This window comes from Streptomyces gilvus (assembly GCF_022513565.1).
Lineage (GTDB): Bacteria > Actinomycetota > Actinomycetes > Streptomycetales > Streptomycetaceae > Streptomyces > Streptomyces gilvus.
The window spans coordinates 334,618-359,059 of sequence record NZ_JAKWBE010000001.1 but is presented as its reverse complement, the minus strand read 5'-3'; the positions used below and the strand labels follow the sequence as shown (position 1 = coordinate 359,059).

The 24,442-nt window shown below is 72.5% G+C and carries 22 protein-coding genes, 1 tRNA gene and 2 pseudogenes; 8 read left to right on the top strand and 17 right to left on the bottom strand.

Features of this window, described 5'->3' with window-relative positions; all coding sequences use genetic code 11:
- Positions 1-62: 62 nt before the first annotated feature.
- Positions 63-500, bottom strand: coding sequence for a PPOX class F420-dependent oxidoreductase (locus MKW14_RS01615; protein ID WP_240858283.1), 438 nt, complete (start codon positions 498-500; stop codon positions 63-65).
- Between the two features lie 198 nt (positions 501-698).
- On the opposite strand from MKW14_RS01615, the gene MKW14_RS01610 reads away from it, so the two are divergent.
- On the top strand, positions 699-1,928 hold the full coding sequence (locus MKW14_RS01610; RefSeq protein WP_240858282.1) for a serine hydrolase domain-containing protein: 1,230 nt from the start codon (positions 699-701) through the stop codon (positions 1,926-1,928).
- Between the two features lie 6 nt (positions 1,929-1,934).
- On the opposite strand, the gene MKW14_RS01605 is transcribed toward MKW14_RS01610, so the two are convergent.
- Genes MKW14_RS01605 through ribA form a run of 4 tightly spaced genes read right to left on the bottom strand, consistent with a single transcriptional unit; the run spans position 1,935 to position 5,947 of the window.
- Positions 1,935-3,089, bottom strand: coding sequence for a saccharopine dehydrogenase family protein (locus MKW14_RS01605; protein ID WP_240858281.1), 1,155 nt, complete (start codon positions 3,087-3,089; stop codon positions 1,935-1,937).
- Positions 3,082-4,140, bottom strand: a complete 1,059-nt coding sequence (locus MKW14_RS01600) for a saccharopine dehydrogenase (protein WP_240858280.1) — start codon at positions 4,138-4,140, stop codon at positions 3,082-3,084. Before MKW14_RS01600 ends, MKW14_RS01605 begins: the two co-directional genes overlap by 8 nt.
- A complete protein-coding gene (locus MKW14_RS01595) occupies positions 4,137-5,276 on the bottom strand; it encodes an NAD(P)/FAD-dependent oxidoreductase (protein ID WP_240858279.1) in 1,140 nt (379 codons plus the stop codon). The genes MKW14_RS01600 and MKW14_RS01595 overlap by 4 nt, the downstream gene beginning before the upstream one ends.
- Before the next feature lie 11 nt (positions 5,277-5,287).
- Complete coding sequence (gene ribA / locus MKW14_RS01590) at positions 5,288-5,947, bottom strand: GTP cyclohydrolase II (protein ID WP_208776788.1); 660 nt, start codon at positions 5,945-5,947, stop codon at positions 5,288-5,290.
- 38 nt (positions 5,948-5,985) lie between these two features.
- On the opposite strand from ribA, the gene MKW14_RS01585 reads away from it, so the two are divergent.
- Positions 5,986-6,750, top strand: a complete 765-nt coding sequence (locus MKW14_RS01585; RefSeq protein WP_240858278.1) for a creatininase family protein — start codon at positions 5,986-5,988, stop codon at positions 6,748-6,750.
- Positions 6,751-6,878: 128 nt separating this feature from the next.
- Here MKW14_RS01585 and MKW14_RS01580 read toward each other — a convergent pair.
- The 5 genes and pseudogenes from MKW14_RS01580 to MKW14_RS01560 form a co-directional block, all read right to left on the bottom strand.
- Positions 6,879-8,018 (bottom strand): annotated as a pseudogene (locus tag MKW14_RS01580) (lysylphosphatidylglycerol synthase transmembrane domain-containing protein); the annotation flags it as partial.
- The gene (locus tag MKW14_RS01575) at positions 8,015-9,208 is read right to left on the bottom strand and encodes a class I SAM-dependent methyltransferase (protein WP_374116529.1); all 1,194 of its coding nucleotides are present in this window, start codon (positions 9,206-9,208) and stop codon (positions 8,015-8,017) included. The pseudogene MKW14_RS01580 and the gene MKW14_RS01575, both read right to left, overlap by 4 nt.
- Before the next feature lie 77 nt (positions 9,209-9,285).
- The gene (locus MKW14_RS01570; RefSeq protein ID WP_240858277.1) at positions 9,286-10,476 is read right to left on the bottom strand and encodes a glycosyltransferase family 4 protein; all 1,191 of its coding nucleotides are present in this window, start codon (positions 10,474-10,476) and stop codon (positions 9,286-9,288) included.
- Positions 10,473-10,871 (bottom strand): 6-pyruvoyl trahydropterin synthase family protein, encoded by a 399-nt coding sequence (locus MKW14_RS01565; protein ID WP_240858275.1) that lies wholly within the window; start codon positions 10,869-10,871, stop codon positions 10,473-10,475. The genes MKW14_RS01570 and MKW14_RS01565 overlap by 4 nt, the downstream gene beginning before the upstream one ends.
- Before the next feature lie 165 nt (positions 10,872-11,036).
- Positions 11,037-12,020 carry a zinc-dependent alcohol dehydrogenase gene (locus MKW14_RS01560; RefSeq protein WP_240858273.1) on the bottom strand — a complete coding sequence of 328 codons (984 nt, stop codon included), beginning with the start codon at positions 12,018-12,020 and terminating at the stop codon, positions 11,037-11,039.
- Between the two features lie 108 nt (positions 12,021-12,128).
- Between MKW14_RS01560 and MKW14_RS01555 the strand changes: the two genes are divergently transcribed.
- The gene (locus MKW14_RS01555; RefSeq protein ID WP_240858271.1) at positions 12,129-12,908 is read left to right on the top strand and encodes a CDP-alcohol phosphatidyltransferase family protein; all 780 of its coding nucleotides are present in this window, start codon (positions 12,129-12,131) and stop codon (positions 12,906-12,908) included.
- A gap of 548 nt (positions 12,909-13,456) precedes the next feature.
- On the opposite strand, the gene MKW14_RS01550 is transcribed toward MKW14_RS01555, so the two are convergent.
- Genes MKW14_RS01550 through MKW14_RS01535 form a run of 4 tightly spaced genes read right to left on the bottom strand, consistent with a single transcriptional unit; the run spans position 13,457 to position 18,476 of the window.
- A complete protein-coding gene (locus MKW14_RS01550; protein WP_240858269.1) occupies positions 13,457-14,686 on the bottom strand; it encodes an MDR family MFS transporter in 1,230 nt (409 codons plus the stop codon).
- Positions 14,683-16,440, bottom strand: a complete 1,758-nt coding sequence (locus tag MKW14_RS01545) for an ABC transporter permease subunit (protein WP_240858268.1) — start codon at positions 16,438-16,440, stop codon at positions 14,683-14,685. Before MKW14_RS01545 ends, MKW14_RS01550 begins: the two co-directional genes overlap by 4 nt.
- A 3-nt stretch (positions 16,441-16,443) precedes the next feature.
- Positions 16,444-17,925: an ABC transporter substrate-binding protein gene (locus MKW14_RS01540; protein ID WP_240858267.1), complete on the bottom strand. Its 1,482-nt coding sequence runs from the start codon at positions 17,923-17,925 to the stop codon at positions 16,444-16,446.
- Between the two features lie 14 nt (positions 17,926-17,939).
- On the bottom strand, positions 17,940-18,476 hold the full coding sequence (locus tag MKW14_RS01535; protein WP_240858266.1) for a GNAT family N-acetyltransferase: 537 nt from the start codon (positions 18,474-18,476) through the stop codon (positions 17,940-17,942).
- 114 nt (positions 18,477-18,590) lie between these two features.
- On the opposite strand from MKW14_RS01535, the gene MKW14_RS01530 reads away from it, so the two are divergent.
- On the top strand, positions 18,591-19,544 hold the full coding sequence (locus MKW14_RS01530; RefSeq protein WP_240858265.1) for an ATP-binding protein: 954 nt from the start codon (positions 18,591-18,593) through the stop codon (positions 19,542-19,544).
- A 69-nt stretch (positions 19,545-19,613) separates the two neighbouring features.
- Entirely contained in the window at positions 19,614-20,006 is a 393-nt protein-coding gene (locus MKW14_RS01525; RefSeq protein WP_240858264.1) for an SCO5389 family protein, read from the top strand.
- Here the strand turns inward: MKW14_RS01525 and MKW14_RS01520 are convergent.
- Entirely contained in the window at positions 19,993-20,205 is a 213-nt protein-coding gene (locus tag MKW14_RS01520) for a hypothetical protein (protein WP_240858263.1), read from the bottom strand. The genes MKW14_RS01525 and MKW14_RS01520 overlap by 14 nt on opposite strands.
- Positions 20,206-20,243: 38 nt before the next feature.
- Positions 20,244-20,474, bottom strand: a pseudogene (locus tag MKW14_RS01515) (hypothetical protein); the annotation flags it as partial.
- 423 nt (positions 20,475-20,897) lie between these two features.
- Here MKW14_RS01515 and MKW14_RS01505 point away from each other — a divergent pair.
- The 3 genes from MKW14_RS01505 (at position 20,898) to MKW14_RS01495 (ending at position 24,157) form a co-directional block, all read left to right on the top strand.
- Positions 20,898-21,353 (top strand): tellurite resistance TerB family protein, encoded by a 456-nt coding sequence (locus MKW14_RS01505; RefSeq protein ID WP_133041939.1) that lies wholly within the window; start codon positions 20,898-20,900, stop codon positions 21,351-21,353.
- A gap of 357 nt (positions 21,354-21,710) precedes the next feature.
- Positions 21,711-23,111, top strand: a complete 1,401-nt coding sequence (locus MKW14_RS01500) for a hemolysin family protein (protein WP_240858261.1) — start codon at positions 21,711-21,713, stop codon at positions 23,109-23,111.
- A complete protein-coding gene (locus MKW14_RS01495) occupies positions 23,108-24,157 on the top strand; it encodes a hemolysin family protein (protein ID WP_240858259.1) in 1,050 nt (349 codons plus the stop codon). The genes MKW14_RS01500 and MKW14_RS01495 overlap by 4 nt, the downstream gene beginning before the upstream one ends.
- Positions 24,158-24,226: 69 nt before the next feature.
- On the opposite strand, the gene MKW14_RS01490 is transcribed toward MKW14_RS01495, so the two are convergent.
- Positions 24,227-24,311, bottom strand: a tRNA-Leu gene (locus tag MKW14_RS01490).
- Positions 24,312-24,442: the final 131 nt, after the last annotated feature.

Below are 24,442 nucleotides of genomic sequence, written 5' to 3'. Positions count from 1 at the left end.
GCACAGGGACGTTCGAGGCGCCGTACCCGCGACAGCCGCCGTCCCGCTGGCCCTCGTGACCCTCAGCCCTGGTCGGCGCGCTTCGGGATGCCGTACGCGTGGTCCACCTTCAGGCGCACCACCAGCCGGCCGTCACGGATCATCGTGGCGCGGTAGTCGTCCCAGTCGGGGTGCTCGCCCAGGATGTCCCGGTAGAGCCGGATCAGTTCCTCGACCGTGTCGTCCTGGGGATCCTTGGCGACGGGCGAGAGCTCCGCTGTGCCCTCGACGACCGTGTAGGCCCAGCGGTCCGGGCTGGAGACGTGGTACGAGGCGCGCGGGTCCCGGCGCAGATTGCGGGTCTTGGCGCGGTCGTCCGTGACCGAGATCCGGACGATGCCCTCCTGCGGGTAGTAGTGGTGGCTGACGTTCGACAGCTGGGGGCGGCCGTCGCGCTTGAGGGTGACCAGCACTCCGCCACGTTGTTCGGAGAGCAGCTCGAGCAGTGTGTCCTGAGTCATACGGCAGTCAACCCGTCCGGCGGTGCTTCGCATTCCCGTCGCGGTGGCGGGAAACGCTCTGCCAAAACGTTCCCTCCCAGCGATCAATCCCGGTCAAGAGGGGGACCGGGCCGCTGTTCCTGCGCGACGATGAGTTCCGGGGCCCGTGGGACGGAGCACGCCGCGCCGGGCTTCGACGAGCGCATTCGGAGGAGAGCGATGGCACAGCTGCGACAAGAGGCGGACCCGGAAGAGGCCGGGCTGGACGTGAAGGCGCTGGACCGCCTGGACCAGCATCTCGCCCACTTCGTCGACGAGGGACGCCTGCCCGGCTACCTGGTGGCCGTGGCCCGCGCCGGACATGTCGCCCACCTCACCACCCACGGCCTGCGCGACGTCGCGGCCGGGCTGCCCGTCGAGCCGGACACCCTGTGGCGGATCTACTCCATGACCAAGCCGGTCACCACCGTCGCCGCCCTGATCCTCGTCGAGGAGGGCCGGCTCTCCCTGGACGACCCGCTCGCCCGGTACCTGCCGGCCTTCGCCGAGCCGCGGGTGTACGAGAGCGGCTCCGGGGCCGATGTCCGCACCCGCCCGGCGTCCGGGCCGATCCTGATCCGCCACCTGCTGACCCACACCGCGGGCCTGACCTTCGGCTTCTACCACTCCCACCCCGTCGACGCCCTCTACCGCGCGGCCGGCCTGGAGTCGTCGGTGGTGCCGGGCACCACCCTCGCCGAGACGGTCGACGTGTACGCGGGTCTGCCGCTGCAGTTCGAGCCGGGCACGGAGTGGAACTACTCGGTGGCCACCAATGTGCTCGGCAGGGTGATCGAGGTGGTCTCGGGGCAGCCGCTCGACGCGTTCTTCGCGGAGCGCGTCCTCGGCCCGCTCGGCATGACCGACGCCGGATTCCACGTCACCGACGAACAGGCGCCCCGCCTGGCCGAGTTGTACGGCGAGACCGACGACTGCGGTATCGAGCCGGTCCCGGGGCTGCCGTTGCGCGGGCGCCCGCGTCTGCTGTCCGGCAGCGGCGGCATGGTGGCCTCGGCGCACGACATGCACCGCTTCATGGAGTTCCTGCGCCGTCGCGGCGAACTCGACGGCGTCCGTCTGCTGAAGGCCGAGACGGTCGACCTGATGACCGAGAACCATCTGCCCGGCGGCGCCGACCTGCGCTCCTTCGGCAGCCGTCCGGTCCACGACGAGCCGAACAACGAGGGCGTCGGCTTCGGCCTCGGCGTCTCCGTCGTCATCGACCCGGAGCGCACCCCGACCCCGTCGAGCCTCGGCACCTACGGCTGGAGCGGCGCGGCGTCGACGACCTTCTGGGTCGATCCGCGCCGCGAACTGACCGTGCAGTTCATGACCCAGGTCCGGCCGAAGACCCCGCTCGGGGTCATACCGGACCTCAGGCGCCTGGTGCACGAGGCGGTCACGGGCTGAGCCCGCCTACTCGTCGGCCCGCAGGCTGAACTCCAGTCCCTCCTCGGCCAGTTCACCGAGCCAGGCCTCCGACCGGGCGGCCGTCTCCGCCGCCCGGTTCAGGCCCGCGGGCAGGGTGCCGTCGAGGATGTGGCGGACGCCCAGGGCCAGGGGACGGGAGACGCAGCGAGCCATCGCGCTCTCCTCCGCGTCGCCGACCAGGTCGAGGAGGTAACTCCCCGACCAGCTGCGCCCCTCCCCCGCCCGCACGTCCAGTGACACGGCGAGCACGACCCGGTCCCGGTCGGCGTCCGTGGTCGGATGGCGCTCGGCCAACTCCCGTGCCAGCGCGGCGATCCGGGCGTCGTCCCCGGCCTTCAGCTCCTCGAACACCGCGTCCCAGGCGCGTAGCCAGCCCTCCAGCCGCAGCGTGCCGCGCACGAAGGACCGAGCCTGCCAGGCGTCCGGCAGCCCGTACTGCTCGACGAAGGGGACGCTGTCGCGGTTCGGGTACACCTCGAAGGTCTCACCGTCCAGGACGTGCGGCCGGGTGACCTCCCAGGGCCGTTCGGCGGTGACCGCCGATCCGTCCTCGATGTACCGCGCGGGCGAACGAAGGGCGTTGAGGACGCCCGCCGGTGCCCAGCTGAAGCGGTACCTGAAGTCGTTCGGGACGGCGGGGATGCCGCCGCAGTAGGAGGTGAAGGCGTACGAGGCCGCCGTACCGTCGCCGACGGCCTCGCGGGCGCGGGCGACGAGGCTGTGGGCGAAGAGGTGGTCTATGCCGGGGTCCAGCCCGGCCTCCGTGAGGACGACCAGGCCGGCCTCCGCCGCCGCCGGGACCTGCTCCAGGACGGCGTCGGAGACATAGCTGGAGCAGGCGAAGTGGGCGCCGCCGGCCACGCAGGCCGCCAGGATGCCGGCGTGCTCGGGTGCGGGCAGCATCGACACGACGACGTCGCCGGGCGCCAGTTCGGCGGTGAGCGTGGGGAGCGTGTAGGCGCGGGGTTCGGCGCGTCCGGTGAGGCCCAGCCGGCCGAGGGCCTCGGCGGCGCGTTCCTCGGTGCGGTGCCACAGCCGTACGCGCGGGGCGCTGTCGCAGAGCCGGGCCAGTCCGCTGCCCGTGGACAGTCCGGCGCCGACCCAGTGGACGGTGCCGCCGGCGGCGACGCGGTCAGCCACGGAACTCCCCTTCCCCGATGCCGAGTTCACGGCAGGCCTGGTGGAAGCGGTCCAGACAGCGGCCCCACGGCCCGCCCACCCCGAACTCCAGCAGCTGCAGGACCAGCGCCGCGGAGAAGTCGGTGCTGGACTCGCGCGGGAGCAGGGAGGGCAGGTTGTCGATGGCGATGAGGTCGAGCGGGGGTTCCTTGCGCAGGCGTCGGGCCGGATCGGTCCAGTCGGTGGTGCGGTCGTAGACCGGCAGGACGTTCAGGGGCGAGCCGACGTCGCAGGTGACGTCGCACAGGGTGCGCAGGCGGCGGACGGGGTCGTCGAGGTCCTGCTCGCGCACGAAGGGCGGGACCGGGCTGGTGGCGAGGACGCAGTTCACCATGAGGTCGTGGGCGAGCAGCGCCGACCGGTCCAGGTCGCGGGTCTCGGCCAGGTCCCAGCAGGTCGGCTCGATCCCGGCGGTGTGCAGGGCGACGCGGGCTCCCCGGCCGCTGCGGCCCAGCGCGCCGATCACCAGGGCCGTGAACTCCTCGTCCCCCTCGGCGCGTTGGAGCCTGTCGTCCAGCTCCTCCTTCGTGGTGGGCGTGAGGGGAGCGACCAGCCTGCCCCGGTGCTGGAGCACGGCGAGGGCGGCGCCGAGGTAGCCGGCCCAGAAGCCGAAGGCGGCCAGCCGGCGGCCGTCGTCGTCCACCAGGTACTCGAGATCGAGGAGTCGGCCTCCCCCGGCGGCGAACCGCCGCAGCAGGGCCTCCGCTCCCGGCTGCCGCTTGTAGGCGTGCCCGAAGAAGACGTGACGATGGATCAGTTCCGCTGGTCCGTCCGGGAGTTCCTTCAAGCCCAGGACCACGGCGTCGCGGGGCGCCGACACCCACGTCCCCGCGGGCGCGAGAGCGCAGCCCGCCGCCTCGTACTCCTCGATCGGGAAGATCCGCTGCGGGGACTCCTCCACCGTCAGCGTCACTCCGGCCTCGACGAGCCGACGGGCGTCGGACGGCACGACCGGTGTGCGTCGTTCGGTCGTGCGGTCCTCGTGGCGCAGCCACAGGTGGAGCTCTGTCATACGAGGTTGGCCTCCGGGCGCGGGGCGTCGGCCGCGAAACGGTCGGCGCTCAAGGGGCTGACGTCCACGAAGGGTACGCGGCCCAGGTAGAGGTCGCGGATCACCTCGCCGACGGCCGGTCCCTGCAGGAAGCCGTGCCCGGAGAAGCCGGTGGCGTACAGGAAGCGGGAGACGGAAGCGGCCTCGCCGATCAGGGCGTTGTGGTCCGGGGTGATCTCGTACAGACCCGCCCAGGTGCCGGTGCGGCGCAGGTCGAGCAGCGCCGGGGCGCGCTGTTGCATCGCGGCGACGAGGCGGGGGATCCAGCGGTCGTGGGGGTCGGTTGCGAAGCCGGGCTGTTCGTCGGGGTCGGACATGCCGAGGAGGAGTCCGGGGCCCTCGGCGTGGAAGTAGAGGCTGGTGGTGAAGTCGATCGTCATGGGGAGGTCGGGCCGCAGTCCCGGCACGGGTTGTGTGACGGCGATCTGGCGGCGCAGCGGCACCACCGGCAGCTGGACGCCGGCCATCGCGCCGACCGCCCGGGACCAGGGGCCGGCCGCGCAGATCACCGTGTCGGTGGCGATGCGGCCGAGGGTGGTGGAGACGGCGGTGACGGCGGTGCCCTGCCGTTCGATGCCGGTGGCCTCGGTGTGCCGCAGGATGCGCACGCCCAGGGCGCGGGCGGCGGAGGCGTAGCCGTGGACGACGGCCTCGGGCGTGCAGTGGCCGTCGTCCGGCGAGAAGGCGGCGGCGAGCAGGCCGTCGGTGCTGATCAGCGGCGACAGCTTGCGGGCCTCCTTCGGGGTGATCAGGCGGCTGGGCACGCCGAGGGAGTTCTGCAGCCGTACGCCCGCCTCGAAGGAGGCGACCTCCTCCGGCCTCGACAGCAGGAACAGATAGCCCACCCGGTGCAGCCCGATGTCGTGGCCGATCTCCTCCTGGAACCGGCCGAAGGCCTCCAGACTGCGCGCGCCGAGCTGGATGTTGAGCTCGTCGGAGAACTGCGCCCGTACCCCGCCCGCGGCCTTCGAGGTGGAGCCGGAGGCGAGTTCGTCCCGTTCGACGAGGACGAGGTCACGGACGCCGGCGGCGGCGAGGTGGTAGGCGATGCTCACGCCCGTCACCCCACCGCCGATGATCACGGCGTCGGCCCGCATTCGCACCGCGGTCAGGACAGGTGGGCCACGGCGTCCAGATGCGGCAGCACATGATCGAGTCGTTCCCGCTTGGTGCGCAGGTAGGTGATGTTGCTCTCGCACGGCTGGATCAGCAGCGGGACCGTTTCGGCGACCTTGATGCCGTGCTGCAGCAACGCCTCGCGCTTGCGCGGGTTGTTGGACATCAGACGGACCGAGTTCACGCCCAGGTCGTGCAGGATCTCCGCGGCGACGCCGTAGTCGCGGGCGTCCACCGGCAGTCCGAGCGCCAGGTTCGCCTCGACCGTGTCCAGCCCCTCCGCCTGCAGCGCCATCGCCCTCAGCTTGGCCAGCAGACCGATGCCGCGGCCCTCGTGGCCCCTCAAGTACACGACGATGCCGCTGCCTTCGGCGACGACGGCCTTCAGCGCGGAGGCGAGCTGGTCGCCGCACTCGCAGTGCTGGGAGCCGAACGCGTCACCGGTCAGGCACTCGGAATGCAGACGCGTGAGAACGTCGTCCGTGCCGATCTCGCCGTACACCAGGGCGACTTGTTCGTCACCGCGGTCGTGGTCCATGTAGCCCACCGCCCGGAATTGCCCGTACACCGTGGGCAGCGGTGCATTCACGATCCGTTCCACACCCGTGCGCTGCGGGGACTTCTTGCCGAGGACGCCGATTTTATCTGTCATGATCTGATTCCTAAACAGAGACGAAAGGCCGTGAAGAAATGAGTGGTTCGGGCGCGCGTACGGCGGCGGACGGGCTGGTGCCGGCGGACACTACGGAAGAGGTACGGACCAGGGCGGCGGGTGTCTCAACGCAGGTCGCCGTCCTTCCGGTGGGCAGCTTCGAACAGCACGGCCCGTTCCTTCCGCTGGCGACCGACACGCTGGTCGCGTGTGCCGTGGCCCGGGAGATCGCCGGGGCGTACCCGGTGCGCCTGCTCCCCCCGGTGACGATCTCCTGCTCGCACGAGCACGCGGACTGGCCCGGTACCGTCAGCATCTCCTCGGTGACCCTTCACGCGGTGGTACGGGACATTGCGGACTCGCTGCGCCGCTCCGGCGTCGACGTCCTGGTGGTCGTCAACGGGCACGGCGGCAACTACGTGCTGGGGAACGTCGTCCAGGAAGCCTCCGCGCGCGGCGAGCGCATGGCGCTGTTCCCGGCCGCCGAGGACTGGGAAGCGGCTCGGCAGCGGGCGGGGGTGACCACCTCGCTGCTGACCGACATGCACGCGGGAGAAATCGAGACCTCCATCCTTCTGCACACTCACCCGGAATTCCTCCGGCCCGGTTATGAGACCTCCGATTTCGTCGCGGACGACCGCCGTCATCTGCTCACCCTCGGTATGTCCGGCTATACCGATTCGGGCGTCATCGGACGCCCTTCGCTCGGTTCCGCGGAAAAGGGCAAGGAACTGCTGGCGAGCCTCGCGGATTCCTTCGGCGCGTATTTCTCGCTGCTCACGTCGGCGGACGAGCGCGCGTAGCCGGCGTCCGCGGCGCCGGCCCCGGCGCGCAGGCCCTCGTACCAGCGGGCGACGAGGACGGCCGCGCCGGGCAGGGCGGCGACGAAGCTGAGCACGCCGTAGACCACGGCGACGGCCACGCCGCTGCTCGCGCCGAGTCCGGCCGCGCCGAACGCCCAGGCGGTGGCGCCCTCGCGGGGCCCGAAACCGCCGACGTTCAGCGGGATTCCCATGGCGAGCAGCGCCAGCACGGCCAGCGGCAGCAGGACGGCGACGGAGGCGCCGGAACCGGCGACGCGGGCGGCGAGCACGAACATGGCGAGATGTCCGGCGAGGATGAGGAGCGAGGAGAGGGCGACTCCTGGCCCGTTGCGGCGGGAGAACAGTCCCTCGCGGGCCTCGGCGAGCGTCGCGCGCAGGGCGCGGCCGCGCCGGGAGGGCGCCCGGTTCATGCGCAGGGCGAGGACGACGGCGAGCGCGCCCACCACGGCGAGCGCCACCAGCGGGGCGAAGCTGCGCACCTCGGCCAGCACCGGGGAGGGCAGGGTCAGCAGCACCGCGCCGCCGACGACGGCCAGCGCGATCTGCCCGGCGACCCGTTCGAGCACGACCGTCCGCACACCGCGGCCGAGGTCACCGGCGTTCTTCCCGTGCCGCACCGCCCGGTGCACGTCCCCGAGGACACCGCCGGGCAGGGCGGCGTTCAGGAACAGGGCGCGGTAGTAGTCGGCGACGGCCGCGCCGAGCGGCAGCTCGATCCTGAGGCCCCGGGCCACCAGCGCCCAACGCCAGGCGCTGAGCACGGTGGTGACGGCGCCGATCACCAGGGACAGCACCAACGTCGTCGCGTCGATCCGCCGCAGCCCGTCCAGCAGCACGCCGGTGCCCAGATGCCACAGCAGGGCGCCGAGGATGACGGCGCCGGCGACCGAGCCGAAGTGGGTGCGCAGGGCACGGGAGTTGAGCCGGTTCAAAAGGCTCCGCCACCAGGGCGCGGAGGACCGGGTGCCGGTTCGCGCGGAGGAGACGATCACGCCGATGCGGTCGGCGGAGACGGCGAGTTCGTCGGCGCGTGCGCGCAGGGCCGCGTCGCGCGCCGCGAGACAGTCCCTGCCGTCGGCCCACACCTCCACCACGACAGGCGGCACACCGCCGGCGGCGACCGTCGGTGCCGGAAGGACCGGCCCCTCGGCGCGCACACCCCTCGGCGCCCCGGACACCACGTCCACGTCCCGCCCGGTCCTCGTCGCGCCGCGCACCACGAACGCCCGCACCGTCTCCACGCTCATGACGCCCCGCCCACCGGCCGGGACAGCGCCAGCAGGTCGCTGTGGTGGACGGTGACATGGAGCTCGCCGGCCTCGCAGGCGGCCAGCCGGTCGCGCAGATACCGTTCTGCGCGCGATGCCAGCTCGGGGCGCTCCTCGACGGCCGCGCCGACCCAGCCGCGCAGCCACTGGGCGGTCAGCGCCGCCTCGCCGGGGCCGAGCCGCCAGGGGCTCGGGTTGACCCGTACCGTGGCGCCCCGCTCCGAGAAGGCCTCGCAGGCCGCCGTGACCGCGTCCGGGCCGAGCAGCCCGTCGCGGCGCTGGTGGGCGTTGAAGGCCTCCATGATCTCCTCGTCCATCGGGTCGGCCGCGGAGAGTTCGACGCGGCCCGCGACCGACAGGGTCAGCAGGGCCGGGCAGCCCGCGCCGGTGCAGGCGGTGGCGAGGGTGTCGATCTCCTCGCGGGTGAGGACGTCGAGCAGGGCGGAGGCGGTCACCAGGGAGGCGCCGGCGAGGGCGTCCGGGGTGAGCCGGGCGACGTCGCCGCGCCGGGTCTCGACGGTGACCCGGCTGCCGTCGGCGGCCGAGCGCGGGGAGGCGACGGCGGCGAAGTGCAGCAGGTAGGGGTCGCGGTCGTGCAGGATCCAGTGCTGGGCGCCGTCGAGGCGGGGCGCGAGCCAGCGGCCCATCGAGCCGGTGCCGCAGCCCAGGTCGTGGATGACGTACCCGGCCCTGCCGGGCAGGTTGGCGAGCCGGATCCGCAGCGGGTCCAGCAGATCGTGCGCCCGGGCCCCGGCGTCTGCGGGCTCCCGCAGCTCCAGCCACTCCGGCGCGTACCGCGGCGGCTCGTCCGGCCCGCCCTCCCGCAACCGCACGGTGGCCCGCTCGCCGGGGGCCGGGACGGGCCCGGCACCGGGGATCACGCCCTGCGTGGCGGCGTCCGCCACCGGGCTGCCACCGGGCGCGTCCGACTGCCGTCCGGTGTCCGCCGACGCACCGCCTCCGATCGAGCCCGCCTGCTGACCGCTCGCCACCGACGGCCCGCCAGCGTTCCCGCTCACGTGCCGGGCGCCGTCCGCCACGGGACCGCCACCGAGGGAGCCCGTCCGCCGTCCGCCGTCCGCCGCGGGACGGGTCCCCGGCTCGTGGCGGTCCGTCGCGTCCGTCCGGTCCTCTGCGTCCGTGCGGGTGTCCGCCGCCTGTGTTGCCATCTGCTGCCCCCGAACCGTTTCCCTCGGGCCCGGCTGGGCCGGGATCTTTCCGCCGGTCTGTGCCGGTGCGGTCCTGTTCATGCCGCCCTCCTGGGTTCGCTCGGCAGCCGGCCCAGTACTCCGGCGAGGCTGCGGGCCGTGGTCGCCCAGCCGTCCAGGGCGGCCCGCCGGCCCCGGGCGGCGGCCTTCAGCCGGCGTCGTACGTCGGCCTCGCCGAACCAGCCGCGCAGTTCGGCGGCGAGGGCGGCGGGGTCCTCCGGCGGCACGAGGATGCCGGGCACCCCGCCGTCGGGGGCGCGGCCGACCGCCTCGGGCAGGCCGCCGACGTCCGTCGCGAGCACCGGGATGCCGCGCGCCAGGGCCTCGGTGACCGCCATGCCGTACGTCTCCGCGTAGGAGGTCAGCACCATCAGGTCGGCGGCGCTGTAGCTGGCGTCGAGCTCGGCACCGGCCTGCGGACCCGCGAGGCGGATGCGGCCCTCCAGACCGTTCTCCCTGATCAGCTGCCGCAGATGGGCGACGTACTCCGGATCCTGTCCGAGTCCGCCGACGCACACGCAGCTCCACGGCAGGTCGGCCGCCGCGGCCAGCGCCTGCACCAGCCGGTGCTGCCCCTTGCGCGGGGTCACCGCGGCCACGCACAGCAGCCGCGAGACACCGTCGGTGCCGGAGGCGAGCGGCGCGATGTCGGCGCCGGGGGCGGCGACATGGACCCGCTCCGGGGCGAGCCCGTGGTGCGAGACGAGCCGGCGGACCGCCCAGTCGCTGGTGGCGACGACCGCGGGCACGGCCCGCAGTACGTCCCGCTCCTTGGCGTCCAGTTCGGCGGCCACCGCGGGCTCGAGCCCCGTCTCGTCGCCGAGCGGCAGATGCACCAGCACGGCGAGGTTCAGCCGCTCGGTTTCCGGTACGACGATCTCGGGCACCCCGCAGGCGACGATCCCGTCCAGCAGGACGACCGTCCCGTCGGGGAACTGGCGCAGGGTCCGCGCCAGTTCCGCGCGGGCGGACTCCCCCGGCCGGGGCCACTCGCCGGCCACGGCGTGCTTGGTGACCTGCCAGCCGAAGCCGGGCAGATCCAGGCTCACCCGCCGGTCGTAGGCGTTGCCGCCGCTCGGCGCGGCCGGGTCGTCGACACCGCCCGGCATGACGAAGTGCACGGAGCGCAGGGTCATGGGGAGGATCTCGGCCTTCTTGACGGCGGCGTGCTGCACGGGCACGTAGCCCAGCGCCGGGTTCCCCACCTTCTCCAGGGTCACGTCGGTCACAGGGCACGCTCGTAACTCGCCCAGGCGATGTGCGACTCGTGCAGGGTGACGGTGATCCCGGCGATGCCCTTGGCGCCCTCACCGAGCGCGCCCTTCTCTATGCGCTCGGCGAGCTGGTCGGCGATGACCTTGGCGAGGAACTCCGTGGAGGTGTTGGTCCCGGCGAAGGCGGGTTCGTCGTCGAGGTTTCTGTAGTTCAGCTCGCTGACGACCGCGCCGAGTTCCTGGGTGGCCAGTCCGATGTCGACGACGATGTTGTCGTCGTCCAGCTGCTCGCGCCGGAAGGTGGCGTCCACCAGGAACGTCGCTCCGTGCAGGCGCTGCGCGGGTCCGAAGACCTCGCCGCGGAAGCTGTGGGCGATCATGATGTGATCGCGGACGGTGACACTGAACAACGGACGACCCTCCAGGTGCGGCGCGTCTGGTCCCCCGGCCATCGGCCGCCGGGGGATGCCGTGTAGTACGGCTCTTCGGTTCCCCGTGTTCAGCCCCGTCTCACTCTTTTCTCAGGTCAGGCGGTCTTGCGGGGCCGAAAAGTCGTCCCGGATTGAACGACTCCGTCAGGCTGTGTCCGCGTACCTGACCCGGTGGCACAGCGCCGGGATCTCCCCGGAGGCCAGCCTCGGCAGGACGTCCGGCAGCTCCTCGAAGGCCGACTCCCCCGTGACCAGGGCGTCCAGCGCCGGATCGGCCAGCAGATCGAGGGCGAGCGCGAGCCGGTCGGCGTAGCTGCGGCTGGAGCGGCGGGCCGGGGAGACGGTGCCGACCTGGCTGCTGCGGATGACCAGGCGCCGGGAGTGGAAGGCCTCGCCGAGCGGGAGGGCCACCTGCCGGTCGCCGTACCAGCTCAGCTCCAGCACCGTGCCCTCGGCGGTGAGCAGCTCCAAGGCGCGGGCGAGCCCCTGCTCGGTGGCGCTGGCGTGCACGACCAGATCGCACTTGCCGAGAGCGTCGGCGGGCAGTGCGAAACCGACACCGAGGGCCTCGGCGATCCCGGCCCGGCCGGGATCGGCGTCCACCAGCTGGACGCGCACGCCCGGGAAGCGGGCGAGCAGCGCGGCCACCGAACAGCCGACCATGCCCCCGCCCACCACGGCGATCCGGTCCCCGACCAGCGGCGCGGCGTCCCACAGGGCGTTCACGGCGGTCTCCACCGTCCCGGCGAGGACGGCCCGTTCGGCGGGCACGGTGTCCGGTACGACGGTCACGGCCGAGGCGGGGACGACGTACCGCGTCTGGTGCGGATACAGACAGAAGACCGTCCGCCCGACCAGGTCTTCCGCGCCCGCCTCCACGACGCCGACGCTGAGGTAGCCGTACTTCACGGGAGCGGGGAAGTCGCCCTCCTGGAACGGCGCCCGCATGGCCGCGTGCTGGCTCTTCGGCACACCGCCGCGGAAGACGAGCGTCTCCGTTCCCCGGCTCACCCCGGAGTAGAGCGACCGCACCAACACCTCGCCGTCACCGGGTTCGGGCAGGTGGACGTCTCGTATCTCGCCCTGTCCCGGACGGCTGAGCCAGAACGCGCGGGCGATCAGGTTCATCTGACGTCCTCCTGAACGATCGGGAAGTGGTTCACGTACCGAGGTGTGCACAAGCCGCGCACAGTACGCGGCGTTGATCGACTCTGTCATACGGCCGGAGGGTGTGCGGTGGCCCTGAACAACACTTACGACGCGAGGCTGGTCCAGCAGGAGACCGCTGTGGGAGCGGGCGTTCAGATCCTGTTGCTGGCCCTGCTCGGCACGGCGATCGGCATGGGGCCGGCGGGTTGGCTGACCGGCCTCGCCTTCGCCGTCGCCACGTGGGCGGTGCTCTCCCGGGCACTGCACCGCACCCGGCCGCGTTCCTTCGGCCCGGCCAACCGGGTGACGCTGGGCCGCGCGACCCTGGTGGGCGGAGTCACCGCCCTGGTCGCGGACTCCTTCGAGAGCTCCCCGCCGGTCACCGCCCTCGTCGGCCTCACCGCGGTCGCCCTGATCCTCGACGGGGTGGACGGCAAGGTCGCCCGCGCCACGAACACGTCCACGCCGCTGGGCGCCCGCTTCGACATGGAGGTGGACGCGTTCCTGATCCTCGTCCTCAGTGTCTACGTCTCCACGGAGTTCGGCCCGTGGGTCCTGCTGATCGGCGGCATGCGCTACGGCTTCGTGGCCGCCGCCCGTGTCTGGCCGTGGCTGAACGCCGAGCTCCCGCCGAGCATGGCCCGCAAGACGGTGGCCGCGATGCAGGGCATCTGCCTGCTGCTGTCCGCCTCGGGCTACCTGCCGGGCACGGCCTCCCTGACGGTCGTCCTGATCGCCCTCGCCTCCCTGACCTGGTCCTTCGGCCGGGACGTCCTGTGGCTCCACCGCAACTCCCGCGTCCAGGACGCGGAGGTCGTGGAGATCCTGGAACTGGCGGCGGAGGAGCGGGAGGCGGTGGCGTCCTGAACGCCGGGGGCGCGGCTGTCGCCGGACGCCGTGCCGTCGTCGCCGCCCGCGCCCGGGTGGCGGAGCCGCGTGTGGCCGAGCCGTGTGTGTGGCGGAGCCGCGTCTGTGGCGGAGCCGCGTCTGTGGCGGAGCCGCGTCTGTGGCGGAGCCGCGTCTGTGGCGGAGCCGCGTGTGTGGCGGAGCCGCGTGTCGCTCGGCCGCGAACGGTCAGGAGTGCACGGAGTCGACTCGCACCGTGAAACCCAGAAGGGGCCGACAGCCGTGAAACCCAGAGGGGCCCGATCGGGCCGACAGCCCTGAAACCCAGAGGGGCCAGACCGCCGTGCGTACCAGAAGGTGACACCGGTCCCCGCTCCGGTCGCACCACCACGGCACCCCAGCCGACGACGACCCATCGCTCACCGGCCCCTGGACAACAACCCGGCCGCCGCGACCCGCGCCACCCTCGATCACCGCCCCGGCATACACCGTGAAAACCAAAACCGGCCCGACCAGTCCCCGGATCCAGTCGCACAACCACGGCACCCCAGCCGACGACGACCCATCGCTCACCGGCCCCTGGACAACAACCCCGCCGCCGCGACCGGCACCAAGGCCAGCACCGCCCACGGCACCGCACCCGGCAGATCCGCGTCCAGCAGCATCCCCGTCGTCGAGCTCCCCGCCAGCACGATGAGGCCGGACACCGAGGACAACGCCCCGGTGTAGAGACCGAGCCGCCCCTCCTCCGCCAGGTCCGGCACCCAGGCGCGAGCCGCCGGTGCGACCAGCATCTGGCCGAGGGTGAGCAGGACGACGAACCCGGCGGCGGGCAGCAGCCCCACGACGCCGGTCCGGCCGGCGGGCCGGGCGAGGGCCACCACCGCGAACCCGGCCGCGATCAGCAGCAACCCGGCCACCATGGACCGCCGCAGTGACAGCCGGTCTCCCGCCCACCGCGTCACCGGCAGCTGCGCCGTCACCACCAGCACCGAGGACAGCGCGAACAGCCAGGCCAGCGGCGCCTGCGAGCCGGCCGCCCGCTCCACCTCGTCCGGCAGCCCGAGATAGAGCTGGTTGTAGGCGAGCAGATAGGCGCCGTACGCACAACACAGCGCCAGGAAACGCCGGTTGGCGAGCAGCGGCCGTATCCCGCCCCTCATCTCGACCCGCGCCCGCCCGGGAATGTGCTGCGGCAGCAGCCACGCATGCCCGGCGAACACGAGCACGAAGATCCCAGCCCCGGTGAGACACACCGCGCGGAAGTCCACGGTCAGCAGCAACGCCCCGAGCAACGGCCCGACGAACGCCCCCGCCTGCCCCGCCACGGTGAACAGCGCCAGCACCCGGGTCCGCGAGCCGCCGCCCGCCTTCTCCAACTCGACTGCCTGCCGGGCGACTTCGGACTCCACGGCCGGTGAGAACAAGGCCGCCGCGAACCCGATCAGCAGCACGGCCCCGATCACCGCCCACGCCTCCTCCGCGTACCCCAGCCACCCGAATCCGACGATCCGCAGCGCGCACCCCACCAGCACCACCGGTCGCACCCCGTACCGGTCGGCCAGCGCCCCGCCCACCACGAACAGCCCCTGCTGGCTGAAGGTCCGCAACCCCAGCACGAACCCGACGAGCCATCCCGCCATCCCCACGCCCTGTCCGAGGTGTTCGGAGAGAAAGGGCAGGACGGCGAAGAAGCCGACGTTGAAAGCGAGTTGAGTGAGGATCAGCAACCTCAGCAGCGGTGTGAGCCGGGCGGTTCTCTCCCGCTCCTTCCTCAGCCCGGCCGGAAGCAAGGTCATTCAGCCACCACCAACTCCGCTCTGCGCAAGTGAGGTTGCGTGGCCACCGCACGGCGCCGCAGCCACCGCACTCCCCCGCCCGCACTCACGGCCAGCGCCCCGAGCAGCCCGAGTACGGCGGCGGGTGCCAGCACCGCCCAGGGCGCGCGCTCGGCGTAGGGCTGGTTCTCGGCGAGCAGCAGGCCCCACTCCGGCGAGGGCGGCTGCGCTCCCAGCCCGAGGAAGGCAAGGGACGCGAGCGCGAGGGCGAGGCCGGGCAGCCGGAGCAGGGCGTGCCGGGTGACGGGCGGGATGACGGCGGGCAGCAGTTCGTACCGGAGCAGATGCCGACGGCCCGCGCCCAGCCCACGTGCGGCGGTGACGTGCGGCGCCGCCCGCTCCTGCCGCAGCAGGGCGGAGGTGTGCGTCGCGAGGGGCGCCCAGGCGACGACGCTCACGGCAATGGCGGGCGTCGCGGATCCGCTGCCGACCACAGCGGTGACGAGCAGCGCGCAGAGGACGGGTGGCATCGCGTTGACCGTGTCGACCAGGGGCCCGGACAGCCGGGGCAGCAGCCCGAGCAGCACACCGGCCACCAGAGCGACCGCACCGATACCGACCGCCAGGAGAAGGGTGTCGAGGGCGCCGTGCGCGACCCTGGCCAGCATGTCCCGGCCGAGCGCGTCGGTGCCGAACGGGTGTTTCCAGGACGGCGGTTGAAGCCGCTCGACGGTGTTCAGGGCGAGCGGATCGCGCGGCAGGCCGAGCGCCACGACACCGAGCAGCACACCGCCGTACCCGAAGAACCGCACGCCGTCCCGGCCGGGCGGTGACGGCCGGCGCAGGGAGGGCAGGGCTCCGTCGCGCAGGGCCGGTCCGATCAGCCATCGGGCCGCGAGCCGGGCGGTGCCCGCGCAGCCGGCGGCGAGCAGGACGAGGGCGAGCGTGCCGGCCTGCAGGACCGGGAGGTCCTGGGCGAGGGCCGCCTGCAGGGTGGTCCGTCCCAGCCCGGGGATGTCGAAGATCTGCTCGACCGCGACGGACCCGCCGGTCAGCCCGACCACGAACAGGCCGAGGTTGGGCAGCAGTCCGGGGAGACAACGGCGTACGGCCTGGCGGGCGATGCCCCTGCGGGGCAGTCCCCGCGCGGCGGCCGACAGCGCCCAGGGTTCGGCGAGGGCGCCGGGCAGCAGGTCGTCGAGCAGCCGGCCCAGCACGGCCCCGGCGGGCAGACCGAGGGCGAGCGCGGGCAGCACGGTCCAGCGGGGCCCGTACCAGCCGAGCGCGGGCAGCCAGCCGAGCTGCACCCCGACGACGGTGGCGAGCACGGACGCGGTGAGGAACTCGGGCAGCGCGGCGAGGACGGCGGAGCCGGAGCCGCCCCGCCGCCCCCGCCCGGACAGGGTCCGGGCGCAGACGAGCCCCGCCGTCACGACCGCCACCGCGAGCGCCGCCGCCATCAGCAGCAGCGACACGCTCAGCGCCTGCGTCACGGCGGGCATGACCTCGGCCCCCGAGATCCACGACCGGCCGGCGTCCCCACGCCACAGCCCGCCGAACCACTGCCCGAGCAACCGCAAGGGGCCCTCGCCCAGGCCGAGTTGGTCACGGATGGCGGCCAGCACCTCGGGCGAGGGATCCCGCTCCGCCGACCGTGCCTTGAGGACGGTGCGGGCCGGGTCGGTGCGCGTGAGCCAGGGCAGCAGGCCGATACCGCACACCAGGGCGACGGCGAGCCCGGCACGCCACAGCAGCACGGTCGTTCGACTCCCCATGGGTCAGCGCCGGGTGCCGGTGCCGACCAGCGTGCGCTCGTACGGGTCGAGCAGCGCACCCCGGACCGAGTCGTCGACGCCGGTGATCACCCGCTGGTGCACCAGCGGTACGACGGCGTCGGTGCCCAGGATCTCCGCCTCGGCCGCCATGACCGCCTGCTGGCGTTGCGTGAGGTCGGCGACGCCCTCGGCCTGCGCCACGGCCCGGTCGACGTCCTTGTCGCACAGCAGGGCCATGTTGTAGCCGCCGTCGCAGGTGAAGTCGCTCGCCAGGACGGCGACCGGGTCACCGGTGTCGACGAGGGTGTTGCGGGCGAGCACGACGGCGTCGAACCCGCCGTCCAGCGCGTCGCTCTCCAGCCGCGAGTACTCCCGCACCTCCAGTTCGACCCGGAACCCGGCTCTCTCCAACTGCTGCTTCAACACCTGGGCGACTTCTGGGAGTTCGGGCCGGTTGTCGTACGTGGCGAGCCTGATCCCGGCCCCTTCCGGGTTCCCGGCCTTCGCCCGCCCGGTCGGCGGCTTCCGCTTCCCCTCGGCCCAGGTGACGGCGGGGCCGTAGATGCCGGTACCGGCGTCGGCGTGCCCCTCGTAGACGTCGTCGGCGAGGGCGGAGGTGTCGACGGCCCGGCGTGCGGCGGCCCGCAGCGCCGGGTCCTTGAACGGTCCCGACCGCGTGTTGAACAGCAGACCGGTGGTGCGGGTGGTGGCGGTGTCCTTCCGGGTGGCCTTGTCGAGGGTCGCCGCCTGCGCCACGGGTATCGCCTCGGCGATGTCGACCTGCCCGGTGCGCAACGCGGCGGCACGCGCGGAGCCGTCGGCGATGAACTTCACGTCGACGCCCGGGGAGTGGGCGAGACCGCCCCAGTAGCCGGGGTAGCGGTCGAGGGTCGCCGCGGTGGACCCGGTGACCCGGGTCAGCTCGAAGGGACCGGTCGCGGTACCGACCGGATCGACCCGGCCGCCCTCGGCGTACGCCTTCTTCCCGAAGACGGCGAGACTCGGGCTGGACAGCCGGAGCGGCAGTACGGGGTCGGGCCCGCGGGTGGTGATCCGTACGGTCCCGGGGCCTTCGGCCTCGGCGGTGAGGTGGACTCCGGAGAGCGCGGCGGGGGCCGGCTCGGCCTCGGCGGCATGGGTGAGAGAGGCGGCGACGGCGGACGCGGTGACGTCCGTGCCGTCCTGGAAGGTGGCCTCGCGCAGGGTGAACAGCCAGGCACGGTCGCCCTCACGGCGCCAGGAGGCGGCGAGCCCGGAGGTCGCGGTGCCGTTGACGTCCATCGAGGTCAGACCTTCGGTGACCCCGAGCCGGCTGAGGATCGTGGCGTCGGCGCCGTACGGCGAGAGGCCCTCGGCGGGAGGGAAGGCGAGGGCGACCCGCAGCCGGGACCCGCCCTTGGCGTCACCGTTCGAGCCGCCCGCCCCCTCGGGGGCGAAACAGCCGGTCAGGAGCGGTGCCAGCAGCAGAGTGAGAAGAAGTCGCATACGGTGCACGGCGCTTACCGCCCCATCGGTATCTCGAAGTGGACGATCCCCTGACCGCCGCCGGATTCCTGCCGCTCGTCGAGCACGACCCTGCCGAGCCACCGCCAGAAGGCCTCCGCCCCCGGCACCGACGGGTCGGTGTGCAGGTAGACGGCGCGATAGCCGCCGTCCGCGACCGCGAACCCGAGCAGTTGCTCGACCAGGCGCCGGGCCAGACCCCGTCTGCGGTGCTCGGGGCGGACGTAGATCCGGCGCAGCTGCGCGGTTTCCCCCGAGGGGAAGCGTTCCGCGATGTGCCGTGGGTTGGGCGGGTGGGCGGGGCCGCGCGAGTCCAGGGCGCCGGTGGCCACGACGGCCCCGTCCGCCGGGTCGACCGCGACCAGGAGTGTGTGGCGCGCGGGGACGAGATATGCGGCGGCCGGGTCGAGGATGTCGCCGTGCCAGCGCGGCACATAGCCGGTGCCGAAGTCGCGGTGGACGGTGTCGAGCATCACGGCTCGTGCACCGTCGAGGTCGTCGGGATTCGCCGTCCTGATGCAGTAGTCACGCACTTGCACATCATATGCATTAATACACTCCTTGATCGTTCCGATTTGACAGAGCCCGGGAAGCTGTCTACAACCTAGCCACATGACATTCATTTTCAAAACGAGGTCGGCCCGGTAATGCGGGTGGCGTTCGTGGGCAAGGGCGGCAGCGGCAAGACCACCCTGTCCGCGCTCTTCTCCCGCCATCTGGCCCGCTCCGGCGCGCCGGTACTGGCCATCGACGGCGACATCAACCAGCACCTGGCCGAGGCACTGGGACACACCGGTCCCCTGGACGCCCCGCCCCTGTCAGCCCATCTGCCCGAGATCAAGGACTACCTGCGGGGCGACAACCCGCGCATCGCCTCCACGCAGGCGATGGTGAAGACCACCCCGCCCGGCCGAGGTTCCCGTCTCCTGCGCCTCCTCGGCGACGACGAACTGCACGCCCGTCACACCCGGCGCGTCGGCGACGTGTCGCTGATGGTGACGGGCGAGTTCGAGGAGAGCGATCTGGGCGTGGCCTGCTACCACTCCAAGCTCGGCGGAGTGGAGCTGTACCTCGGCCATCTGGTGGACGGTCCCGGCGAGTACGTCGTCGTCGACATGACCGCCGGCGCGGACGCGTTCGCCTCCGGACTGTTCACGCGCTTCGACATCACCTTCCTGGTTGCGGAACCCACCCGCAAGGGTGTCTCCGTCTACCGCCAGTACCGGGACCACGCACGGGAGTTCGGGATCCGGATCGCGGTCGTCGGCAACAAGGTGACGGGCGAGGACGACGTGCTGTTCCTCAAGGACCAGGTGGGTGACGACCTGCTGACGTACCTGGTCCACTCGCCGTGGGTGCGGTCGGCCGAACAGGGCGGTGCCCAGGCCGGGTTGGACACCTTGGAGCCCCACAACCGCCACGCCCTGAAGGTCCTGCGCGAGGCGGTCGACGCCAGCCCCAAGGACTGGGCGACACTGCACCGCCATGCCGTGGAGTTCCATCTGCGCAACGCACGCGCCTGGGCGGACAGGGCCACGGGCCAGGACCTCGCCACCCAGGTGGACCCGGACTTCGTACCGGGCCCGGCGTCACTGACCTGACGCGACTCCCCCGTGGGCAACCACTACCACCGAAACCGCCACCACCGACCAGAACGGACACCCCCTTCCATGTCTCTCGACGTCTCCCCGAAGCTCCTCGCCGAAGCCGAGTCCGGTGACATCCGCGAGGAGGACTTCGTGGACACGGTCCGCACGTCACTCCCGTACGCCTACGACCTGATCGCCTCCCTCTCCGCCGAACTCAAGTCGGGCGCGGCACAGTTCGCCGACAACCAGACCCCTCCCCCCTCCGAGCGCGAACGCGGCCAGCTCCTGCGCGCCCTCGCCAGCGACGCGATCCGCGGCAGCCTGGAACGCCACTTCGGCGTCGCACTCGCCTTCCAGAACTGCCACCGGGTGGCGGCCTTCCACCCGGGAGCCCGCACCGGCGAGACCTACGTCCGCTTCACGTCCCTCCGCTCCCAGATCCTCAACCAGTCCCCGGAGTTCAGGGACTGCTGACCCAACCCGCCGCCTGGTCCGGCTGCTCGATGCCCGCCGCGTCGAGCAGCCGGACCAGGTCCGCCCGCCCGTACCCGATGAGCGAGGCACGGTGGACGGCCATCAGCAGCAACCCCGTCGGCGTCGTCGCGGTGTCGAAGTGCTGCTCACCCGGTCGAACGGCCCGCATCCCCGCCCAGTGCCCCACCACAGGGAACATCACCCGATCGCGTGATTCGGCCGCGCGGCCCTGACGCCTCAGGCCGCCTTCCGGGCCTGTCCCCGATGCTCCCGGATGATGTCCGCGTACCGGTACCCGATGCCCTTGATGGTGCGTTGCTGGGTCCGGTATGTGGCCGGCATGTAGTAGTTGAGGCCGTGCCAGTCGAACGGGGCGGCGATCCTGGCCAGGTCGTCCGCCTGCTCGGGCAGTTCGACGCCGTACACCTCGCGCATGTCGGCCGGGAAGCCCCGGCCGTACACCGGGTCCTGTCGACGGCTGGATCCGCCAACTGCTCGCCCACCCCTCCGCATTCGGCCCGGACACGGCGTACGGACAGGCGGACGCGTATGACGGCGGGCACGAGTTCGGCTGCGGGCGCGGGCAGGGGAACGGGCACAGCAGACACGACGGACACGCCTCCGGGCCGGGCGTCGGCACGGCGGCGGCCGCGGGCGCCGCGGGACTGGCGGTCGGGGTCGTCGGCGGCATGATGGCGGCCGAAGTCGTGGACGAGACCGGGGACTTCCTCGAGGGAGACGATGAGGAGGAGGACCGACCCCCTGGCCAGGGGCCGTGTGAAAGTGCCGGGAACGGTCGGAACTTATCCCCCCGGCCGTTAGTTTCTACGTTGCTGTAGTAACCGAAGAGGCACCGGGCTGACCGGGCCTCACCGAACGTATGGAGTTCTCATGGCCCTGTGGGACCGCATCAAGGAATCCGCGTCGACGATGCAGACCCAGCTCGTGGCGAAGAAGAACGACCTGAAGAGCGGTGCCTTTCGTGACGCCAGCATGGCGATGTGCGCCCTGGTCGCCGCCGCCGACGGCACCATCGACCCGGCCGAGCGGCAGCGCGTGGCCCAGCTGATCGCCACCAACGAGGTCCTGCAGAACTTCCCCGCCGACGACCTGCGCCGCCGCTTCGAGGAGAACCTCGACAAGCTCACCGCGGACTTCGCCTTCGGCAAGGTCAGCGTGCTGCAGGAGATCGCCAAGGCGAAGAAGAAGCCCGCCGAGGCCCGTGCCGTCATCCAGATCGGCATCGTCATCGGCGGCGCCGACGGCGACTTCGACAAGACCGAGCAGGCCGTCGTACGGGAGGCCTGCTTCACCCTGGACCTGCCGCCGCACGAGTTCGACCTCTGATCGGCTGATCGAGGGGCCCGGCCGACGGCATCCCACCGCGCCGGGCCCCGCCGGTTCGCAGCCGCCCTCCTCGCTGCCGCCTTGGTGTCCGTGCGCATCGAGCACACCGCCCGTCCGGCGGATCTCCCGCTCGGCCGTGGAACCGACAACGGACAGGACGCTCCGTCGTGACACGCGGGACGCGCGGTACCGGATCGCTTGCCGGGAACTCCAGTCGGGTCACGCGCGTTGTCCTGACACCGACCGATCTTCGAGGAGCCATCCCTTGTCCGCCAGACCGACGGACTCCCCGGGGCACAGTCCCGGACCACCCCGCCACACCGAGCCTGATCGCGGCACACGGCGGGGTGGTGTTCGATGAGTGCCGCGAACGCCGTCCTGGGCCTGCTGGGCGTGTTCGTGCTGACCGCCGGGACCGGCTACTTCGTCGCCCAGGAGTTCGCCTACGTCTCCGCCGACCGCCTCGCCCTCGCCCGTGAGGCGGAGGCCGGTGACCGCGCTGCCGCCCGGGCGCTGAAGGTGCTGGAGCGGCTGTCGTTCATGCTCTCCGGTGCCCAGCTGGGCATCACCGTGACCGGGCTGATCGTCGGTTTCATCGCCGAGCCCTCCGTGTCCGCGCTGATCAGGCCCGCCCTGTCCGGCGTCGGCGTACCGGACGCGGCGGTCACCGGCATCGCCGTGGTGCTCGCCTTCGTGGGTGCCACGGTCGTGCAGATGGTGCTCGGCGAGCTCGCTCCGAAGAACCTCGCGATCGCCGTGCCCGAGCGGCTGGCGAAGGCGCTGGCCTCCTCGACGCTGGCGTACCTGAAGGTCGTGGGTCCCCTGGTGCGCGTCTTCGACCAGGCGGCCAACCGGCTGCTGCGCAAGGCCAACATCGAACCGGTCGAGGAGCTGCACCACGGCGCCACCCTGGAGGAACTCGGCCATCTGATCGGCGAGTCGCACGAGCAGGGGCAACTGCCCGGGGACACCGCCGCGCTGCTGGACCACGCCCTGGAGTTCTCCGAGCGCACCCTGGACGAGGTGATGGTGCCGCGCGCGGACGCCGTCTTCGTCCGCGGGGACGCGAGCGCCGCCGAGGCGGTCGGTCTGATCGCCCGGCACGGCCACTCCAACTATCCCGTGCTGGGAGATCACCCGGACGACATCGTCGGTGTCCTCGGCGTGCGCGAACTGATGCGGCTGCCCGTCGACCGGCAGTCCGGTACGACAGCGGGCGCGACCACCATGGGCACGACCACAGCGGGCGCGCTCGCCCGGCGCCCGCTGCTGCTGCCCGACACCCTCCCGCTGCCGGAGGCCGTGGAGCAGATGCGCCGGGCGGACGACGAGTTCGCCGTCGTCCTGGACGAGCACGGCGGGGTGGCGGGCATCGTCACCTACGAGGACATCGCCGAGGAACTGGTCGGCGACATCGCGGACGAGTCCGACACGGTCACCGCGCTCGCGGTCGCGGACGGCGAGGGCTGGCTGGTCGACGCGGGACGGCGGCTCGACGAGGTGGCCGAGGCGACCGGCGTCGAGCTGCCCGAGGAGGCCGACTTCGACACCGTGGCCGGGCTGATCGTGGACCGGCTGGGCCGCTTCCCGGCGATCGGCGACCGTCTCACCGTCGAGCTGCCCGCCGGCGGACGGGCCGTGCTGGAGGTACGGAGCCTGGACAGACATGTGCCGGAACGGGTGCGTCTGGAACGTGTCCGTACGGAGCGACAGGCTCAGGCGGATGTCGTGGGCGGACATGAGGAGGGGCAGGCATGAGTTTCCCGATGGCACTCCTCGTCACGGTCCTGCTGCTGATCGGCAGCGGGTTCTTCGTCGCCGCCGAGTTCGCGTTGGTCGCCGCCAAGCGGCACCGCATGGAGCGGGCGGCGGCCGAGGGGCAGCGCGGCGCGCAGGCGGCCCTGTCCGGCATGCGGGAGCTGTCCCTGATGCTGGCGGGCGCCCAGCTCGGCATCACCGTCTGCACCCTGGGCCTGGGCTCCGTCTCCAAGCCCGCGATCTCGCACGCGCTCGACCCGCTGCTCCAGGGCCTGGGGCTGCCCACCGCGGTCAGCTACGGCATCGCGTTCGCCGTCGCCATGATCGCCGTGGTGTTCCTGCACATGGTGGTCGGCGAGATGGCGCCCAAGTCCTGGGCCATCGCCCACCCGGAGGACTCCGCGATGCTCCTGTCGCCGCCCTTCCGGGCGGTGGTCAAGGCCGTACGTCCGCTGATCGTGCTGCTCAACACGGTCAGCAACGCGCTGGTGCGGCTGTGCCGGGTCACTCCGCGCGAGGAACTGGCCTCGGTCCACGACCGGGAGCAGCTCACCCATCTCGTCGTGGAGTCCGAGCGGCTGGGTCTGATCAGCAGGGAGGACTCCGGGCTGATCAGGCGCTCGCTGACCGAGTCCGAGACGCCGGTCGGTGACCTCCAGGTCCCTGCCGAGCGGATCACCTCGGTGGAGGGCACGGCCGATGTCGAGGAGGTGCTCCGGGTGGCGGCCGACAGCGACCGCACCCGGCTGCTGGTCCTCGACGGCGACACCGTCCTCGGCTCGGTCCACGCCCGCGACGCCCTGGTGGCCCGCGCGCAGGGCCGTGCCGCGGACGCCCGTCACCTGGCCCGTCCGGTGCCCGAGCTGATCGTGGACACCACGGTCGCCGAGGCGATCGACGTCCTGCGCGACCGTCGTGCCTCCCTGGCGGCGGTCCGCGACGAGAAGGGCCACCTGACCGGCATGGTCACCCTGGACGACCTGCTGTCCCGCTTCCTGCGGCAGCCGGCGCCCGCGGAGTCCGCCGACGCTCACGTCCGCAGCTGACCGGCGGGCCGTGAAACAGCTCGTGCGGGCCGAGACTGGGCTCGACCCGCACGAGGGAGATGCAGTGAGTGTCCGAGGGGGGACTTGAACCCCCACGCCCGATAAAGGGCACTAGCACCTCAAGCTAGCGCGTCTGCCATTCCGCCACCCGGACAAGGTGTCTGCCGCTTGGCCGGAGGTGTTCCCCGGGGCGACAGGCACAACAATACCAAGGTTTCGGAGTGGCCTTCACCTGCATATCCGTCCCGTGGGCGGGTCCTGTGGGCGACGGTGATCGCCGGGTGA

Coding starts and splice junctions, on each gene's coding strand:
- MKW14_RS01615 (WP_240858283.1), bottom strand. CDS start 500: ATGACTCAGGACACACTGCTCGAGCTGCTCTCCGAACAACGTGGCGGA.
- MKW14_RS01610 (WP_240858282.1), top strand. CDS start 699: ATGGCACAGCTGCGACAAGAGGCGGACCCGGAAGAGGCCGGGCTGGAC.
- MKW14_RS01600 (WP_240858280.1), bottom strand. CDS start 4,140: ATGACAGAGCTCCACCTGTGGCTGCGCCACGAGGACCGCACGACCGAA.
- MKW14_RS01595 (WP_240858279.1), bottom strand. CDS start 5,276: ATGCGGGCCGACGCCGTGATCATCGGCGGTGGGGTGACGGGCGTGAGC.
- ribA (WP_208776788.1), bottom strand. CDS start 5,947: ATGACAGATAAAATCGGCGTCCTCGGCAAGAAGTCCCCGCAGCGCACG.
- MKW14_RS01585 (WP_240858278.1), top strand. CDS start 5,986: ATGAGTGGTTCGGGCGCGCGTACGGCGGCGGACGGGCTGGTGCCGGCG.
- MKW14_RS01575 (WP_374116529.1), bottom strand. CDS start 9,208: ATGGCAACACAGGCGGCGGACACCCGCACGGACGCAGAGGACCGGACG.
- MKW14_RS01560 (WP_240858273.1), bottom strand. CDS start 12,020: ATGAACCTGATCGCCCGCGCGTTCTGGCTCAGCCGTCCGGGACAGGGC.
- MKW14_RS01550 (WP_240858269.1), bottom strand. CDS start 14,686: ATGACCTTGCTTCCGGCCGGGCTGAGGAAGGAGCGGGAGAGAACCGCC.
- MKW14_RS01545 (WP_240858268.1), bottom strand. CDS start 16,440: ATGGGGAGTCGAACGACCGTGCTGCTGTGGCGTGCCGGGCTCGCCGTC.
- MKW14_RS01540 (WP_240858267.1), bottom strand. CDS start 17,925: ATGCGACTTCTTCTCACTCTGCTGCTGGCACCGCTCCTGACCGGCTGT.
- MKW14_RS01530 (WP_240858265.1), top strand. CDS start 18,591: ATGCGGGTGGCGTTCGTGGGCAAGGGCGGCAGCGGCAAGACCACCCTG.
- MKW14_RS01525 (WP_240858264.1), top strand. CDS start 19,614: ATGTCTCTCGACGTCTCCCCGAAGCTCCTCGCCGAAGCCGAGTCCGGT.
- MKW14_RS01520 (WP_240858263.1), bottom strand. CDS start 20,205: ATGTTCCCTGTGGTGGGGCACTGGGCGGGGATGCGGGCCGTTCGACCG.
- MKW14_RS01505 (WP_133041939.1), top strand. CDS start 20,898: ATGGCCCTGTGGGACCGCATCAAGGAATCCGCGTCGACGATGCAGACC.
- MKW14_RS01500 (WP_240858261.1), top strand. CDS start 21,711: ATGAGTGCCGCGAACGCCGTCCTGGGCCTGCTGGGCGTGTTCGTGCTG.
- MKW14_RS01495 (WP_240858259.1), top strand. CDS start 23,108: ATGAGTTTCCCGATGGCACTCCTCGTCACGGTCCTGCTGCTGATCGGC.